This window comes from Paenibacillus alginolyticus DSM 5050 = NBRC 15375, assembly GCF_000422905.1.
GTDB lineage: Bacteria > Bacillota > Bacilli > Paenibacillales > NBRC-103111 > Paenibacillus_E > Paenibacillus_E alginolyticus.
On the sequence record NZ_KE383948.1, the window covers coordinates 19,779 to 36,917 of the forward strand.

The following is a 17,139-nucleotide window of genomic DNA, read 5'->3' on the forward strand; positions in this document are numbered from 1 at the left end:
GAGCAGTCCTTTTTTTTGACGGAAAGGATAAATAGCTGCTTTTTTCTTAACTTTAGACAGGGTTCATTTAGTTTATCGTCTATTTGTAACTGCTTTCATGAGGTACTGTAAAGGTAGCCCAACGGGGCGTATACAATAGAGCACTTAACAGGGAGGATACAAAATGAAAAAACGTTTGGTCACCACACTAGGATTGACGCTAGCCGTTTCCATGGCTCTTAGTGCGTGCGGCAGCAAAGATGCCGGCGGTGCGAAAGGGAATGAAACGACAAATAAACCGGTAGAGTTAATCTGGTACACAATCGGAACACCGCAAAAAGACGTTGACCGCGTCATGGCTGAAGTTAGTAAATATACCGCGGAAAAAATCGGCGTTACCGTGAAAATGAATATGGCGGACTGGGGCGACTACGCACAGAAAATGCAAGTCATGACAGCATCCGGCACACCAATGGACATTATGTTTACGTCTTCATGGGCTTTTGATTACGTGCAAAACGTGCGTAAAGGCGCATTTAAGCCGATTGACGAGCTTCTTCAAAAAAATGGACAAGGTATCGTGAAAGAATTGGATCCTGCCTTTCTTAACGGCTCCAAAGTGGACGGGCATAATTACGGCGTACCTGCCAATAAAGAGCTGCCAGCTCAAGACGTATGGCGTTTCAACAAAAACCTGGCCGACAAATACAACCTTAGCCTGGATAATGTGAGCTCGCTTGAAAGTTTGGAGCCATTGCTCAAAACAATCAAAGAAAAAGAACCTAACATTTATGGATTAGCCGTTGATAAAAATTACATGCCATATGTGCCTTATGATTACATTATCGAGAAAATGCCGATGGCCGTGAGTGTAAACAATCCGGATTTCAAAGTGGTAAACATTTTTGATACGCCAGAAATGAAGCAAGCACTTAAAACCATGAACAAATACTACAAAGCGGGATATGTTCCTACAGAAGCATCGACGCTTTCCTCGCTTAACGATGTACAAGTAACTGGCAAATGGTTCGCGGATAAAGCGACGAATCAACCTTTTGCAGACAACCTTTGGTCAGCTAGCTATGGTTATCCGGTTGTTTCCAAGGCGGCAAGCCCTGCTTTGATCTACAACTGGTCCGTTATGGGCTCCATGCAAGCGATCTCGGCTAATTCCAAATATCCGGAAAAAGCCATGGAATTCCTGAACTTGCTGAACACCGATCCTGTGCTTCGTAATATGGTCGATTCCGGTATTGAAGGAGTTCATTACAAAAAAGTCGATAACGATAAAATGGAAAACTTACCAGAATCCAAAAACTACGATATGCCGACTTTCTCACTCGGAAACGTTCTGCTGACGTATAAAGATGTTAAGGATCCTGCGAACAAATGGGAAGAGTTCAAGAAGTTTAACGATACCGGCAAACCTGCACCATTGCTTGGCTTCAACTTCGATCCATCCAAAGTGATCAACGAAATCGCCGCGGTTCAAAACGTAAAAGAAGAATTCTGGGCAACATTGATGACGGGTACGGTAGATCCGGATAAATACATTCCGCTAGCCAACGAAAAGTTCAAAAAGGCTGGTTTGGATAAAATCATGGCTGAAGCGCAAAGTCAGATTGATGCTTGGAAAGCAGCGAATAAAAAATAATTCAGATTAGTTGATTAGGCGAATGTCCAACATTCGCCTGATCTTTTTCACTACAATGATCTAGAGGGGTGATTTTATGAAAGGAATAGGAGCATTTTTTAAAGATGTTAAACAAAGTAGAGTTCTGCTGCTGATGGCATTGCCAGCGACGCTTTGGTTCCTGTTCTTCTCTTATTTGCCGATGGCCGGCATGGTGATTGCTTTTAAGCAGTATCGCTATAGTCGCGACGGGTTTTGGGCAAGTATTATGGAAAGCAAATGGGTAGGACTGCAAAATTTCAAATTTTTATTCAGCACCAATGACGCCTATATCATTACGAGGAACACGCTGCTCTATAATATTGTCTTTATTATTGCAGGGCTTGTGCTATCCGTGGGGTTAGCCATTGTGTTATCGGAAATCGTCAATAAAAAACTTGCGAAGCTGTATCAAACAGGGATGTTCCTGCCGTACTTCCTATCGTGGGTAATCGTTGGTTACTTCGTGTTCAGCTTTCTAAGTGTAGATAAAGGTATGCTGAATCACATTCTCTCCGGGTTTGGAATCGATCCGATCCGTTGGTATAACGACAAGACGTATTGGCCTCTTATTATCATTTTTGTTTATCTGTGGAAATCGGTCGGTTACAGCAGTGTAGTGTATTTGGCCGCGATCATGGGGATCGACAAATCGCTGTATGAAGCTGCGATGATTGATGGAGCGAGCAAATGGCAGCAAATCAAGCATATTACCTTCCCCATGCTGAAGCCGCTCATGACGATTCTGACACTGCTGGCAATCGGACGCATTTTCTATGCAGACTTCGGATTGTTCCTGCAGGTGCCAAGAGATTCAGGAACGCTGTATTCCGTAACGAATGTTATTGATACGTATGTTTACCGTGGCCTCAAATCTACGGGAGAAATCGGTATGAGTACCGCAGCCGGTCTTTACCAGTCGGTTATTGGGTTCATTCTGGTTATGACTTCGAACTATATCGTTCGAAAATTCGATAAAGATAATGCATTGTTCTAAGCTATTTTCATGGAAAGGAGGACATTCAAATGATTGCTAAACCAATTAAAAGCCGTGATTTTCATAAATTGCCGCCTGCTTTGAATATACTCTTTAATCTTATTGCGGGTCTCTTTGCGCTCGCTTGTATCTTTCCGTTTTTGTTTGTAACGATCATTTCATTTACGGATGAGAAGTCGTTAAGTACGAATGGATACCGCATTATCCCAGAGAAATGGAGCCTCGAGGCTTATCGCTATCTCTTCAAAGCGGGTGATCAGCTGCTGCTTTCCTATGGCGTTACCATTCTTGTAACTGTGGTAGGGACGATTGTAAGCTTGCTTATCACTGCTACGTTTGCTTATGCGATTTCACGCAAAAGCTTTAAATTCCGCAATGCCTTCGGTTTTTTTGCTTTCTTCACGATGCTGTTTAACGGTGGACTTGTACCGACATATATCGTTGTTACTCAATTGATGGGACTTAAAGATTCGGTCTGGGCTTTGATTTTACCTTTGGCCGGAAATGCATTTTATATTATGATTATGCGTACTTTCTTCGTCACATCTGTTCCTGACGCCATTATTGAATCTGGGAAAATCGACGGGGCCGGCGAATTTGGGATTTTCGTCAGACTGGTGCTGCCGCTTTCGCTTCCGGGACTAGCCACTATAGGTTTGTTCAGTACTTTGGGATACTGGAACGATTGGTTTAATGCGCTGCTCTATATCGATACACCGAAACTAGTGCCTTTACAATCGATGTTGATGCGGATTGAGAACAGCATGCAATTCCTGCTCCAGAATACAAGCAACCCTTCTGTTGGCGTAGGCTTACTGCAATCGCTGCCGCAGGATACGTCCCGTATGGCGATGGTTGTTCTTGCAACCGGGCCGATTATTTTTGCTTATCCGTTCTTCCAACGTTACTTTATTCAAGGCTTGACGATTGGTGCCGTGAAAGAGTAACGTAAAATTGCATTCTTCGAAACTAGAAAAATTTGGAGGACTTACCGTGGAACAATTCAGACTGCCGAAAATTCCGATGCCGAAGCTGGAGCTGCCAAAGGCCATTCAAGAGGTATTGCTGGAAGCCGAGGAGAAGCTGGCACATCGTCCGAAGCTGTTGCAGCTATTTAAAAATTGTTTTCCTAATACATTAGAGACGACGACCAAATTGATGGAGGATGGCACGACCTTCGTCATCACCGGAGATATCCCGGCTTTGTGGCTGCGCGATTCTGTGGAACAAGTCATGCACTATGTGCCATTTGCCAAACAGGATTCTGATCTACAGCGCATCATTAGCGGCTTAATCAAGCGTCATATCCAATATATTCATATCGATCCATATGCCAATGCGTTCAACGAATCAGCGAACGATTGGCACTGGAACAAGGCGGATCAAACGGAAATGTCGCCATGGGTATGGGAACGTAAATTTGAACTGGATTCGTTATGCTTCTCGATGCGGCTGGCTTATGCGTATTGGAAGGAAACGGAGTTAACGGATATTTTCGATGCAGGATTTAAAGCTGCGATGTTTAAAATCTACGAATTGTTTAAGACGGAACAATATCACTTTGAAAAGTCCCCTTATCGGTTCACGCGCAATAACGGAATTCCGACGGATTCGCTGCGCAATAACGGGATGGGGATGCCTGTGAATTACACGGGCATGGTATGGTCAGGCTTTCGTTCAAGCGACGATGCCTGCGATTTTCATTACAATATTCCAGCGAATATGTTCGCGGTTGTGGCTCTTCGCCATATGAAAGAGTTTGCGGAGTGGGTGTTCAGGGATATGGACTTCCTCCAAGAGCTGAAAGCTCTTGAAGCGGATATCGACCATGGCATTCAGCTGTACGGCATCTATCGTCATCCTGAATTTGGTCCGATCTATGCTTATGAGACAGACGGTTTCGGCAATTACTGCTTGATGGATGATGCGGGCACTCCTGGACTGATGTCGATTCCGTATCTGGGTTATGTGTCGGCGGATGATCCGATCTATCAGAATACAAGACGATTTGCGCTAAGCAAAGAGAATCCGTTTTACTTCGAAGGCAAAGTTGCCAGAGGCATCGGTAGTCCGCATACGCCAGACGATTACATTTGGCATATGGCTTTGTCCATGCAAGGCTTGACGGCTTCCACAGCAGAAGAGAAGCTGGCTATGATTGCGATGCTTGAAGCAACGGACGCTGACACCGGGTTTATGCACGAGGGCTTTCATGTCGATGATCCAACGATTTTTACGCGAAAATGGTTCGCTTGGTCGAACAGTTTATTCTCCCAGTTGGTGTATAAAGCGATGAAGGATGGTTTGCTATGAGTCAACCGGTCATTATTTTCTATGATGCCGCATTCCCGATCAGCAATTCTTATGAAGTACATGCTAATCTGCTTGCGGAGCAAGGTGCTATTGTAGTAGGCGCCGAAGCACTGGGAGAAGCTCTCCAGGCAGAGGTAGGCGGATGTTTTGTTAATATGCACGCTCCGTATTTCCCAAAGTCCGTATGGCCGGAGATCCTTGCATTCTTGAAACGCGGCGGCGGGCTGCTCAGTATTGGCGGCGCCGCCTTCAAACGGCCTGTGCGCCGGGAAGCTGACGGCTGGCAAATAGAGTCGGAGCAGACCGCTTATCATCAGCAGTTATACATTCATGAAATACTTTGTGTTGAAGCCGTTCCTATGCGCTCCTATTCCGCGTTAGAAACCTTGCCGCTGCTTCAGGGGCAGGATTCGATGTTCGCGCTTGCAGATACGTGGAATATGGTGCCGCACACGACTCGCAACAGCGACTTGCCCGATCAAATGGGAGCTGCGGGTACCATGAGCACACAGATTTATCCGCTTTTGAAAAGCATCAGCAAGGACGGCCGCGAAGTGGCTGCGCCTGTCGTGCTTTGGGAAAACTCGCGGGGCGCGTTTATCGGTTCGCGCTGGATGTTTGTCAATGTACCGCTTAGTCCTTCGTTTTGGAATGATGGCGGTGCTCAAGCATTGATGGGGTGGGCGGCATTTTGCGCAAATGGCGTTACGGAACTGTGGATTAAGCCGAATTATGCCAGCTTCGAGCCGGGAGAACATGCCATGCTGACGCTTCAGACTCAGCTTATCGGAGGGCTGCAAGCTGGAGCTGCCTCGAAGCAATGGACATTTGATCTTCGTGTAGCGTATGAGGGTACCGCACAGATTGTGTGGTCCCATCGTTTGACTGCCCAAGTGAATAAAGAATTCAACGTGGTGCGAATTCCGGTGCCGATTGACATACAACCTGGCTTATATCATGTGATTTGCCAGGCAACGTCTGAGGATGGAGAGCTTCGCGCGCTTCGTCAAGGCTTCTGGGGGCATGATCCCTTGCTGCTTGCGGAGGGACAACCGATTACCTGCGATCGCGATTATTTCATTAAGGACGGACGTCCGCTGCTGATCGTCGGCATGACGTATATGACTTCCGATGTTGCTCGCAAATTCTTGTTCCTTCCCAATAGCGATGTCTGGGATCGAGACATGGCCCAGATGGCCAAAGCCGGCATCAATTGGATTCGAACAGGGATTTGGACGGCTTACCGCAATATTATGCAGGTGGATGGACATGCTTCCGAAGAGGTTCTGAGAGCTATTGATGCTTTCTTCTTAACGGCTAAGAAGCACAATCTCCAGGTTACGTTCACCTTCTTCTCCTTTACGCCAGAAACTTGGGAAGGGGTTAACCCTTATCTCGATCCGCAAAGCGTAGAGGCACAGAAGCGGTTTATCCGCTCCATTGTTTCGCGTCACCGTGCAACGACGCATGTGGATTGGGATTTGATTAACGAGCCTTCGATGTTTGATCCTGCGCTGATTTTTTCCGAGGGACCTCGTTCCACCCGGGATATCTACGAACGGCAGGCTTTTGTAGAGTGGCTTAAGCAGCGTCATGGCAGCATTGAACTTCTTCAGGAGCGATGGAATATGTCGCCTGAACAGCTTCCTGCATTTGAAGCGGCAGCTATTCCAGAGGCTGGAGAAATCAATTTTGACGTGCAGGATATGCATAAGGGCAAAAAAGGAACGCGCTGGCTGGATTACTGTCTGTTCTCGATGGAGATGCATAACCGTTGGGCCAAAGAGCTCTACAATACGATTAAAGAGATCAGTCCGGATCATCTTGTGGTGGTTGGACAGGATGAAGCGCTTGGCGCGCAACGGCCTTCGCCTTTGTTTTATGAGGAGGCAGTTGACTATACAACCGTGCACTCGTGGTGGCTCAACGATAACCTCGTTTGGGACGGCATTTTTGCCAAAACAGCCAATAAGCCGAACGTCATTCAAGAAACAGGCATCATGTACGTGGAGACACCAGATGGACGCGCTAAACGTTCGGAGAACGAACTGCGCAGTTTGTTGGAGCGCAAATATGCCTATGCTTTCGCAACCGGAGGCGCTGGTGCTATTCACTGGATTTGGAATACTAACTTCTATATGGATAATGCTAACGAATCGCATATCGGCGCGCTTCGTGCTGATGGCACAGAGAAGCCAGAAGCTGATGTTTCATACGATTTCGGGCGGTTTATGGCTGGAATCAGAGATTTGTTCCAGGATCGGATGTTGGAGGATATCGTCGCGATTTTCCCTTATTCGAACGATTTTTCCAATCGGAAATTGGCGTTTGATGCGACGACTAGAATGACGCGTGTGTTGTCGTATCAAATGAATATGCCGTTCCGTGCGGCATCTGAGTATCATTTGGATGCGCTGGAGGAGCAGCCGGCGAAGCTGATCATTTTGCCGAGCGCGCACAATCTTGATGAACAAGCTTGGCTGAAGCTTGTAGATATTGTTCAGCGTACAGGTGCGACGCTGCTGGCGACAGGTCCGCTCAGCCTTGATGCGTATTGGAAGCAAACGCCGCGTCTTATCGATGAACTAGGTGAAGCAGAACTTCAGAATGTTCGACGGGAAGAAATGCTTGGGCTGCAAGGCGCAGCACTCCCGGTATCCTTTGATAAACGCCGAATAGCTGAGGTCGTAAAGGAAGTGCGGGTTGGACGTTCGGAAACGGGTACTGTATCTGTGTCGGGAAGCTCTGGCGATGCGATTGTCGATATTCCGCTGGGCAAAGGCAGACTCATTTGGAGTCCGCTGCCTGTTGAATTGAACGAACGACTGGACACGGTCGCTCGCCTTTATCGTTATGCCATCAATGCCGCGGGCTGTGAAAGCGGATTGGAATGGGTGCAAGGCGGCGACATTGCAGGTGTTTACGGAAGGAAGCTACGCTTTAAGAATGGATTCCTGTATGTATTCGTATCTGAATTTGCATGGAATGTGAATATCGAAGTGAAGGATACGGATAGCGAGGCAACCTATGCATTTACGCTAGAGAAAGAGCGTTCCGTTCTCTTTGCTGCAGATGCGCAAGGCAATCTCATCTCTGTATACCGTCCTGACGAAGTCCATATTGAAAGGAGTTAAACGATGAGCACCAAGAGAACCGCTCATATCATTTCCCATACGCATTGGGACCGGGAATGGTATTTACCCTATGAGAAGCATCATGTTCGTCTCGTTAAGCTAGTAGATACGCTGCTGGATAAAATGGATCAGGATGCGAAATATCGCAGCTTCTTTTTGGACGGTCAAACGATCATTCTGGAGGATTACCTCCAGGTCAGACCGGATCAAAAGGATCGATTGACCAAATTTATTCAGGACGGCCGTATTTTAATAGGTCCGTGGTATATTTTGCAAGATGCATTTCTGACCAGCGGCGAAGCCAATGTACGAAATATGCAGATCGGGCATCAAGATGCGAAGAAATATGGCGATGTTTCGAAGATCGGTTATTTTCCCGATACGTTCGGTCTTGTAGGCCAAACGCCGCAATTGATGCAGCAGTCAGGGATCACGAATGCTTTGTTTGGCCGCGGCGTGAAGCCGACTGGTTTTAACAATACTGTTTCTGACGGAGATTATGAATCGTCATTCTCGGAACTGCTTTGGGAAGGACCCGATGGCTCCCAAGTACTCGGCATTCTTTTCGCCAACTGGTATTCGAACGGAAATGAAATTCCAGTAGACCGGGAAGAAGCGAAAGCATACTGGGAGCGGAAGCTAGCGGACGCTGAGAAATATGCATCGACTGGCGAGCTGCTCTTTATGAATGGCTGTGACCATCAACCGGTTCAATTGGACTTGCCCGAGGCGATTCAAGCTGCGCGCGAGCTGTATCCGGATACGAATTTTGTTCATTCGAATTTTATCGATTACTTGCAGGCTGTTCAGCGTTCCTTGAAGCATGAGCTTTCTACGGTAAAAGGTGAGCTTCGCAGTCAACGGACAGACGGTTGGTCTACGCTCGTGAACACTGCTTCGGCTCGTGTTTACTTGAAGCAGATGAATCAGCTGGGGCAAGCGATGCTGGAAAAAGTGGCTGAACCGCTGGCCGCTTTCGCACATGTCCTCGAAGTTGGGGAGAAATACCCGCTTCATCTGTTCACCTATGCTTGGAAAACATTAATGCAGAATCATCCGCACGATAGCATTTGCGGCTGTTCTGTAGACGAAGTTCACCGGGAAATGGTGACGCGCTTCGAGAAAAGCCGTCATGTGGCCGAAGCGATCGTCGATGACAGCAAACGAGCGATTGCTGAAGCAATCGATACGTCGAGCTTTGCGCAAGCGGGCGAAAACGCCTTGCCGGTCGTTGTTTTTAATACAACCGGATGGGAGCGTACTGGTGTTGTGAGTATCGAGCTTGATGCCTTGCGTTTGTACTTCCGTGATGGATACACGCTGGAAGAAGCAAGCAGTTTTGCGAAGGCGGCGGATCTTTCGGGCCGTACACTCGTGGACGAGCTGGGGAACGTCGCTGCATGTACGTTTGAAGATCTCGGACTGCAGTTCGGTTACGATTTGCCGGACGACAAGTTCCGTCAGCCATATATGTGCCGCAAAGTGAAGCTGACCTTTGAAGCGGAGAAGGTTCCTGCTTTGGGACTGAAGACATACGCTTGGGTCAAAAGGGAAGAGGAGACTGTTGATTCCTCACTGTTAGCGGGAGACCGGGTGTTGGAGAATGAATCGCTTAAGGTCGTAATCGCGGATAACGGTTCATTCACATTGACAGACAAGAAGAATGGCCGAACTTACAGGGATTTAGGCGTATATGAGAATACCGGGGATATCGGTAACGAATATATGTACAAACAACCGGATGGCGAGACGCCGCTTACAACGCAAGGCTTGGCTGCAAATATCCGTGTGTTAAAGGATACGCCCTATCAGACATCGTTTGAAATTGTTCACGACTGGGAAATTCCTGCGTCAGCGGACGAATTACTGGAAGAAGAGCAGCGCGATTTGATCTACTTTCCACACAGGAAAGCGCAGCGATCAGCTCGCATGGTACCTATGCAGATCCGTACCATTATCAGTCTGAGCCGCGGCGGCAAAGGGGTAGAAATCGAAGCATCCTTCAACAATCAGGCCAAAGATCACCGTTTACGGATGTTGTTCCCATCTGATCTGAATACACAAGTTCACCGAGTGGACTCCATGTTTGAGATCCCGCAGCGCGACAACACGCCGTCTGCCGAGTGGGAAAATCCAAGCAATACGCAGCATCAACAGGCATTCATTGATGTAAGCGAAGCGGAAGCTGGTCTTGTAGTTGCTAACCTCGGATTAAATGAATACGAGGTTTTGCGAGACAGACGCAACACGATTGCCGTGACGCTACTTCGTGCGGTTGGCGAGCTTGGCGACTGGGGCTTGTTCCCGACGCCGGAAGCGCAGTGTCTGGGCGAGCACACCGTCCGAATGACCCTCATTCCGTATAACGGCGAAGGCGAACAATACGGCGCTTACCAGCAAGCCTACCAGTTCCAAATTCCGTGGACGTTGTGTCAAACGGGCATTCACACTGGACGAATTGCACCGACGTATGCACCATTCCATTGGGAAGGCGATAAGATAGGTTTTTCCTCCATGAAAATGAATGAAGGAAACGGCGATCTGATGCTCCGTTGGTACAACATGAGCTCCCAAAACACCGAGCTCAAACTCAGTTCCAACATACCTCTATACTCCTTCTATAAGAGTACGATTATGGAAGTACATGGCCCGAGCATTGAAGCTGACGCCGAAGGCCAATTGTCATTGCCGACAGGTCCTTGCGAAATTGTTACCGTCGGGATTCAACGATAAGCTTAGTTGGAACATTTGAAGAGGTATTTAGCTTGAAATCAATGATTACATTGGAATTTGTCCAATGTAATCGACTCTCCTGCTTCGAAAAGCGCAATTCTAGACTGTCAAATCCCAAGTTCCACTGGAGTAAATCCAATGGAAGCGGTATTCAGGCTATGAATTCACAAAGCGTGAGCTGAATTTTCTGAATTGGTACGTCTGGTGAGGTTGGCGAATTGAGCAGTTTTGGATTGAGCAATGAGTAGTGAGGCATAACGGAAATTGACGCAAATAGACCAATCTAAGTCTACAGACTTTAGTTTGGTCTATTTTTAGATTTAATTGAAATGTTTTGCGGTCTGGGGCTGACCCAAAATGATAATATATAAGAAGGGCAGCTTTATGGATAGGTGCAGCCATCTACCATGCTTACACTAAAGGGAACGTAGAGACTATTTACTTGAAATGTGCGCTAATCCAGCAAATGCGGAACGTACGAGACTGTCGATTTATTCATAATGGCTCCTCAACACTAGTAGGCATGACTCCAAAAGATGATTTTAGAGTCGTTGAGCTGTGTTGTGAAGGGTTATGATATTGTGGTTTACAATGTTGTAATTTCTGTAACAATTTGCACGCCTAAAGGCTATTTTGCAGCTTGGAGTTGCATTTCGTACAACAATTCGAGCCTATTTGTTGCAAAATCGCCTATTTCGGGCCCAATTGTTGTACATTAAGCAACAACGAGTGGAGAGAGGCGGGATCCAGACAGCAATTGTTGCACTTTTTACAACAACATTCAACACAATCCTCCAAGGACTGCAAGTAGCATGTGGGCCGATTGATTCCGATTTAAGACACTCTCATGTAGAACTTGATTGGATGAATGAATCGAATCAGGATTGAACGTCAATCAAAGGCATTTTTCTGTGCTTCGCCTTGAAAGCTAGATAAATACTAGTCGCTACGGCACCTATGGTTCCGCAAATGATATCCGTCATCGTGTCGACCAAGCTTCCGTTTTGTGAATGGAGTCCGAATAGTCCGTCCGTCGTAAACTCGTAAATTTCCCAAACACCCGCCATGGCGGTGGAAAAGAAAAGGCAAAACCATATGGCAACTTGCGCACTCGGCGCGGCCGTTTTCTCGCCTCTGCTTGCTTTCATATAAATCAACAAACCGACGAAGCAAAGGATCAAGCCCGAAAAGAGATGCTCGATTTTATCCAGGTATGGAATTACTTTGTAAAATCCAAACTCATTTGCCAAAAACATAGAGACAAAAATGAACAATAGGACTGAAAACCGCAAAGCTGCAAACAGCGTGGTCTTTGTGAGTTTGACCACGATTCGGATGATCAGCAGCACTGCAATAATCAAACCGGCCTCAAACATTTTTGCTGGGATGTCTTTCACCCAAAAATAAACAAAGCAGACTGCGGCAGTCACATACAAAGCCAGTTCGAAGAGATCGTTCCATTTGTCTTTGCGTTTTTTTATTTGCATCTCCATCACTCGCCTCGAATTCCGAAATTAGTCTTTTCGTAAACATTAAACAATATATTTTACGCTTAAACAAGGCAGTACAATCATTATGAGTTAAAAATGTTGCCGCCTCTTTCAATAATTGCCCGGGAAATACCCAAACCAGCTCGTTATTTCCATTTTTATCCACAATCCGTACTGCCTATTCCGGATGATTCCGTTTGATTTGATGGAGAATTTCCTCGAATGACCGTTTGTTGTTTCGATGCTAGGGATGACACCTAAAAATGTTATCCGTTTTTCAATCATTGCTAGCTGTTAAAGAAGATGGAATGTACTATATTTGCTCTATGAAAGGTGTTAAAATACGATGCAAAGGAGTAGTCTTCCATGGTTTTCACAAGTTCGCTGAAATCAAGCAAGTTTATCACAAGACATGCTATGAACCCGATTCTAGCTCCGGGCGATGTCCCCTATAATCCTGCACTTGTTTTTAATGCAGGTGTTGCCAAATATGAAGGACAGTATGTCATGATGTTTCGTAATGATTATGGCGATGCGGCAAATGAAACGTTACTTCCGATCAGCACCACCAATTTGGGGCTTGCTTTTAGTAAAGACGGCATTCATTGGGACGTGCAGAAGCAGCCATGCTTTGGCATTGAAGGCGATGAGATTATTCGAACGTACGATCCGCGGTTAACGGTAATTGACGGGCGCTGCTATGTTTGTTTTGCAGTAGATACTAAGCACGGTGTGCGCGGGGGAATCGCGGTTACGGATGATTTCGTGGACTTCGAAATTCTTAGTCTCTCTGCCCCAGACAATCGAAATATGGTGTTGTTTCCTGAAAAATTCGATGGCAAATATATCCGTTTGGAACGGCCATTCCCGGTCTATGGTAAAGGCGGAAAAGATAGCTTTGATATATGGATCTCCGATTCGCCTGATTTAAAATATTGGGGAAATACCGAACTGCTTCTCGGCTTGGAGCAGGTGCCGTTCGCCAACGATAAGATTGGTCCGGCCGCGCCTCCGATACGAACCTCCAAGGGCTGGCTCACCACGTTCCATGCGGTAGATATTGATCATGCCCGTGGCAAAAACGGCTGGGAACCGTATTGGAAGAAGCGATACACAGCTGGCATCATGCTGCTGGATTTGGACAATCCCTATCGAATCATCGGAATGTGCCAGGAGCCTTTACTAGCACCGGAAGTGAGCTATGAAATAGAAGGCGGTTTTCGCAACGATGTCATTTTTCCAGGAGGAATGATTTTGGAGGACAGTGGTGAGGTCAAAATCTATTATGGAGCGGCAGATACGGTAGAATGTCTGGCAACAGCCCATGTTTACGATCTAATCCGGTTGTGCTTGCCGGATACAAAATAATAGTTATTACCTAGGGAAGTTGCGTTCAGTGAGCAACTTCTCTTGTTGGTTTTCAAAGCGCTGTTCTTCAGGAGGAATTCATTGCCCTATGAAACATAACCACCTCATTCAATATATCAATCAACATTTTAAAGTAAAATTAATTCTAACACTGTCAGTTATTATCATTGTCTGTTCATTGATAACGGGATATGTTTCATATCGGGTGAATGTAAACCTGTTTGAGAGCGAGATCAGCAAGCAGTATCTCAAAACAAGCGAACAAACGATTCAACAGCTCGGTTTTAAAATTCAGGATATGTACCGCATAACCGACTTTGTTTTTTTTCATCCGTACGTGGAGCAGATCGTTCAAGAGATGTCTGCCGAGCCGGCAGAAGGTGAAAGCGGTGCTTACCGAAATTTTTTGCTGGAGAGGGATCTGGCCAATATTTTACTCCCCCTAAAAAATGAAACACCGCATATCCGAGCCGTATATCTTGTCGATTTGCAAGGTTACAACATGTACTATAGCCAATCGAACCCTTCGATACAGGTTACCTTTCCTGATTTTTATGAAAAGGTCAAGAACGGCAGGAAAGATACGTCTGCGGAATTGGTGTGGCAGCGGATGAAAATTCCCGATTCCTCCGAACCGTCAGGTGAAAAAAGCAGCCTTGTTGCTGCCCGTTGGCTTAAATCTACGAAGACGCAAACCGTATACGGCATGATGATTTTGATCATCGACGAGGCATTTTTGGGCAATTCGTTGGACCCGCTTTTAGCAGGCCGGACATCAGGAGCCTATATCTACGATCAATTCAATCGATTGCTTTATAGCCGTGAGCCAGAAGGCAGACCGGGAATTGAGCCAAAGCTGGAAACTAAGGAAGCAACGGTGATTCAACATCACAACGGGGATGATTACTTATTTGTCAAAAGTGTATTCGAGCCGCGTTCGTTCACACTGGTGAGCGGGATATCACTGGCAGAGATCAAAGCTAAGGGATTGAGTGTCTATCATTTGGCCATTTTCTCTGGATTTGTCAGTATTATTTTAATGGCGGTGAGCGTTTCCTTATTTAGCGGCAGGATGCTGAAGCCCTTACACGTGCTTGTAAAGGCTATGCAGCGGGTGCGGGAGGGAAATTTACGTGTCGTTATTCCCAAAACGTCGAATGATGAATTCGCTTTTTTGGCGGAAAGCTTTAATAAGATGGTTACGGATATTCAATCGTTAATACAGGAGGTGTACGTTAGCAAGCTTAGCGAAAAGGAGGCTGAACTTAAGGCGCTGCAAGCTCAACTGAATCCTCATTTTTTGCATAATGCCTTGAATTCAATTTATTGGAAGATCATGCTTCTTTACGATGATGATGAAACGGCGGCGCTCGTTACCAGCTTGTCGGAGCTGCTGAGATATTCTTTGGCAACGGTTACAACACCCAGTACCCTGCGGGACGAGTTGGCTCAAATACGCAACTATATAACCATTCAGGAAGCGCGTCACGGCGAAGAGCTTTATGTTCATATTGAAGCGGATGAGACACTAGCGGAATGCCAAATGCAAAGGCTGCTGATTCAGCCGTTGGTCGAGAATGTGTTCGTTCATGCTTTTCAGAATCAGACTGTGAACAAGCGATTAACGATTCGCGCTCTCCGTAAAGATGCTAATATGCTGATTGAAGTTGAAGATAACGGATGCGGCATGCATCCGGATACCGTGATGAAACTTTTGGCTGATCAGAACATGTACGATGGGAGCAGGGAACGCGAAAGCATCGGAGTTCGCAACGTTATCAGACGTATAGACTTAGTTCACGGTGAGCCTTATGGGTTGGATATTGTTCGTTTACCTACGGGTACTTTGATTCAGCTAATGTTGCCTTACAACATTGATCATACCAGAGAGGGGGCAATGGCAGATGACACGAATACTGCTAGTTGAAGATGAGCCCTTATTTCGCAAAGGGCTTGCGAAAATGATCGCAGAATCCGGAACCAGCTGGAACGTCTGCGGGGAAGCCGAGAACGGACAAGAAGCAGAGCGATGGATTGCCGAATTGCAGCCTGACCTTGTCATAACAGATATCCGTATGCCATTAATGGACGGTTTGGAGCTGTTGAAGCGTGTAAAGACTCATTTCCCCGAGATTGAAGTCATTGTCATTACAGGGTATCAGGATTTCCAATATGCACAAGCGGCGCTGCGTTACGGAGCACTCGATTTGCTTGTCAAACCTTGCAGTAAACAGGATATGTACGGAGCCTTGGAGAAAGTGAGCGTCCTCATGTCCGACAAGCAGGCCAGACTGAGAAAAGAAGCAAGCGAGAACCAACTGCTACTGGAAAATACGATTCGCGCAATGATGCTAAGATTTCCTTACCCTATGGAATCGGTATTACATTTACGGGGGAAGCTACAGAATTGTAAGTTCGTTTTGTTTCAAATTACCGACTATTTTCCCATTCAGAAGCAATATCTTAAGCGTGATGTGCCGCTGCTGCAATTCGCTGTCCTGAATATTATTAGCGAAATACTGGATGCATATGAGATCTCTGGAACATTGCTGCTTATCGAATCCGGGCGATTTGCACTTTTCGTCAAGCAAGACGTGGAAGCACAAACCTTGTGTAAGGAGGCATGCGAAACAATTCAACAGCTGCTTGGTTTAAACGTCCGAGCGTTTGAGGCTGGCCTCATTCATAATCCAATAGAACTGCCGGATCTCTATGAGTCCATGCTGACAAACGCCGGGATTGACCAGCCTGCAAGTCCCGGTAAGGGACATGACGTCGAGCCTGCTTTACAGATCAATCGGGCCAAGGTGCAGCTAGTCAGCGCACAGATGGGGGCATTTCTGTTAGCCGGACAATCTGATTCTTTAAAACAGTATTTGGAGCAGCTAATGAAGGACATCTGCCGCATGCACGCCGATATATGCAAGATTGAAGCATTATCACTAAGTTTCGCTATGCAGGAGACGGCCCGTAAACAGCTTGAACAAGATCACAATCCGCAAGCATTGAGCGATAGGATTAGTAAGCTGCACGATTGCTCCAGCACGGAGGAAGTTTATGATTGGATGAGGGATGAGACGGATCTTTTCATGAACACGTTTTTCGAATGGCAGTATAAATACAGCGCCAAAACGGTATCGAGGGCGATTCACTTTATGAAAGAGCATTTTTCCGAACAGCTTTCTTTGCAGCATGTAGCCTCGCAGATTCATTTGAATCCGGCCTATTTCAGTCATTTGTTTAAAAAAGAGACGGGGCGCAGCTTCGTTACCTATTTGATCGAATTGCGGATGGAGAAAGCCAAACAACTGCTTTCGAATACAGATATGAGCGTTACCGAAATATCAGGCCATGTCGGCTATGATCTGCCTAATTATTTTGCCAAGCTGTTCAAGCAGTTTACCGGCTGCTCGCCGAAAGAATACCGCAAGCTGAGTGAAGTCAACTAGGAGA

10 protein-coding genes are annotated in these 17,139 nt (G+C 46.4%); 9 read left to right on the plus strand and 1 reads right to left on the minus strand.

All coding sequences use genetic code 11. From position 1 onward, the window contains the following. Positions 1-163: 163 nt before the first annotated feature. The 6 genes from G519_RS0138425 to G519_RS0138450 all read left to right on the plus strand — a co-directional run bounded on the left by G519_RS0138425 (position 164) and on the right by G519_RS0138450 (position 10,828). Entirely contained in the window at positions 164-1,633 is a 1,470-nt protein-coding gene (locus G519_RS0138425; protein ID WP_029199041.1) for an ABC transporter substrate-binding protein, read from the plus strand. Between the two features lie 76 nt (positions 1,634-1,709). Then, complete coding sequence (locus G519_RS0138430; RefSeq protein WP_029199042.1) at positions 1,710-2,648, plus strand: ABC transporter permease; 939 nt, start codon at positions 1,710-1,712, stop codon at positions 2,646-2,648. A 29-nt stretch (positions 2,649-2,677) separates the two neighbouring features. Next, entirely contained in the window at positions 2,678-3,595 is a 918-nt protein-coding gene (locus G519_RS0138435; RefSeq protein WP_029199043.1) for a carbohydrate ABC transporter permease, read from the plus strand. Between the two features lie 46 nt (positions 3,596-3,641). After that, positions 3,642-4,961, plus strand: coding sequence for a glycoside hydrolase family 125 protein (locus tag G519_RS0138440; protein WP_029199044.1), 1,320 nt, complete (start codon positions 3,642-3,644; stop codon positions 4,959-4,961). Beyond that, on the plus strand, positions 4,958-8,095 hold the full coding sequence (locus G519_RS0138445; RefSeq protein WP_029199045.1) for a beta-galactosidase: 3,138 nt from the start codon (positions 4,958-4,960) through the stop codon (positions 8,093-8,095). The genes G519_RS0138440 and G519_RS0138445 overlap by 4 nt, the downstream gene beginning before the upstream one ends. Positions 8,096-8,098: 3 nt before the next feature. Continuing rightward, entirely contained in the window at positions 8,099-10,828 is a 2,730-nt protein-coding gene (locus tag G519_RS0138450; protein WP_029199046.1) for an alpha-mannosidase, read from the plus strand. 878 nt (positions 10,829-11,706) lie between these two features. Here the strand turns inward: G519_RS0138450 and G519_RS46750 are convergent. Continuing rightward, positions 11,707-12,315 (minus strand): hypothetical protein, encoded by a 609-nt coding sequence (locus G519_RS46750; protein WP_127527960.1) that lies wholly within the window; start codon positions 12,313-12,315, stop codon positions 11,707-11,709. Positions 12,316-12,684: 369 nt separating this feature from the next. Between G519_RS46750 and G519_RS0138465 the strand changes: the two genes are divergently transcribed. From G519_RS0138465 to G519_RS0138475, 3 genes are all read left to right on the plus strand, one after another. Next, the gene (locus G519_RS0138465; protein WP_029199048.1) at positions 12,685-13,686 is read left to right on the plus strand and encodes a glycoside hydrolase family 130 protein; all 1,002 of its coding nucleotides are present in this window, start codon (positions 12,685-12,687) and stop codon (positions 13,684-13,686) included. Between the two features lie 88 nt (positions 13,687-13,774). Beyond that, the gene (locus G519_RS46755; protein ID WP_051254102.1) at positions 13,775-15,613 is read left to right on the plus strand and encodes a cache domain-containing sensor histidine kinase; all 1,839 of its coding nucleotides are present in this window, start codon (positions 13,775-13,777) and stop codon (positions 15,611-15,613) included. Then, on the plus strand, positions 15,591-17,135 hold the full coding sequence (locus G519_RS0138475) for a response regulator transcription factor (protein ID WP_029199049.1): 1,545 nt from the start codon (positions 15,591-15,593) through the stop codon (positions 17,133-17,135). Before G519_RS46755 ends, G519_RS0138475 begins: the two co-directional genes overlap by 23 nt. Positions 17,136-17,139: the final 4 nt, after the last annotated feature.

Bases quoted from the DNA above. Each gene is read 5' to 3' on its own strand.
- G519_RS0138425 (WP_029199041.1), top strand. From the start codon at position 164: ATGAAAAAACGTTTGGTCACCACACTAGGATTGACGCTAGCCGTTTCC.
- G519_RS0138430 (WP_029199042.1), top strand. From the start codon at position 1,710: ATGAAAGGAATAGGAGCATTTTTTAAAGATGTTAAACAAAGTAGAGTT.
- G519_RS0138435 (WP_029199043.1), top strand. From the start codon at position 2,678: ATGATTGCTAAACCAATTAAAAGCCGTGATTTTCATAAATTGCCGCCT.
- G519_RS0138445 (WP_029199045.1), top strand. From the start codon at position 4,958: ATGAGTCAACCGGTCATTATTTTCTATGATGCCGCATTCCCGATCAGC.
- G519_RS0138450 (WP_029199046.1), top strand. From the start codon at position 8,099: ATGAGCACCAAGAGAACCGCTCATATCATTTCCCATACGCATTGGGAC.
- G519_RS46750 (WP_127527960.1), bottom strand. From the start codon at position 12,315: ATGCAAATAAAAAAACGCAAAGACAAATGGAACGATCTCTTCGAACTG.
- G519_RS0138465 (WP_029199048.1), top strand. From the start codon at position 12,685: ATGGTTTTCACAAGTTCGCTGAAATCAAGCAAGTTTATCACAAGACAT.
- G519_RS46755 (WP_051254102.1), top strand. From the start codon at position 13,775: ATGAAACATAACCACCTCATTCAATATATCAATCAACATTTTAAAGTA.
- G519_RS0138475 (WP_029199049.1), top strand. From the start codon at position 15,591: ATGACACGAATACTGCTAGTTGAAGATGAGCCCTTATTTCGCAAAGGG.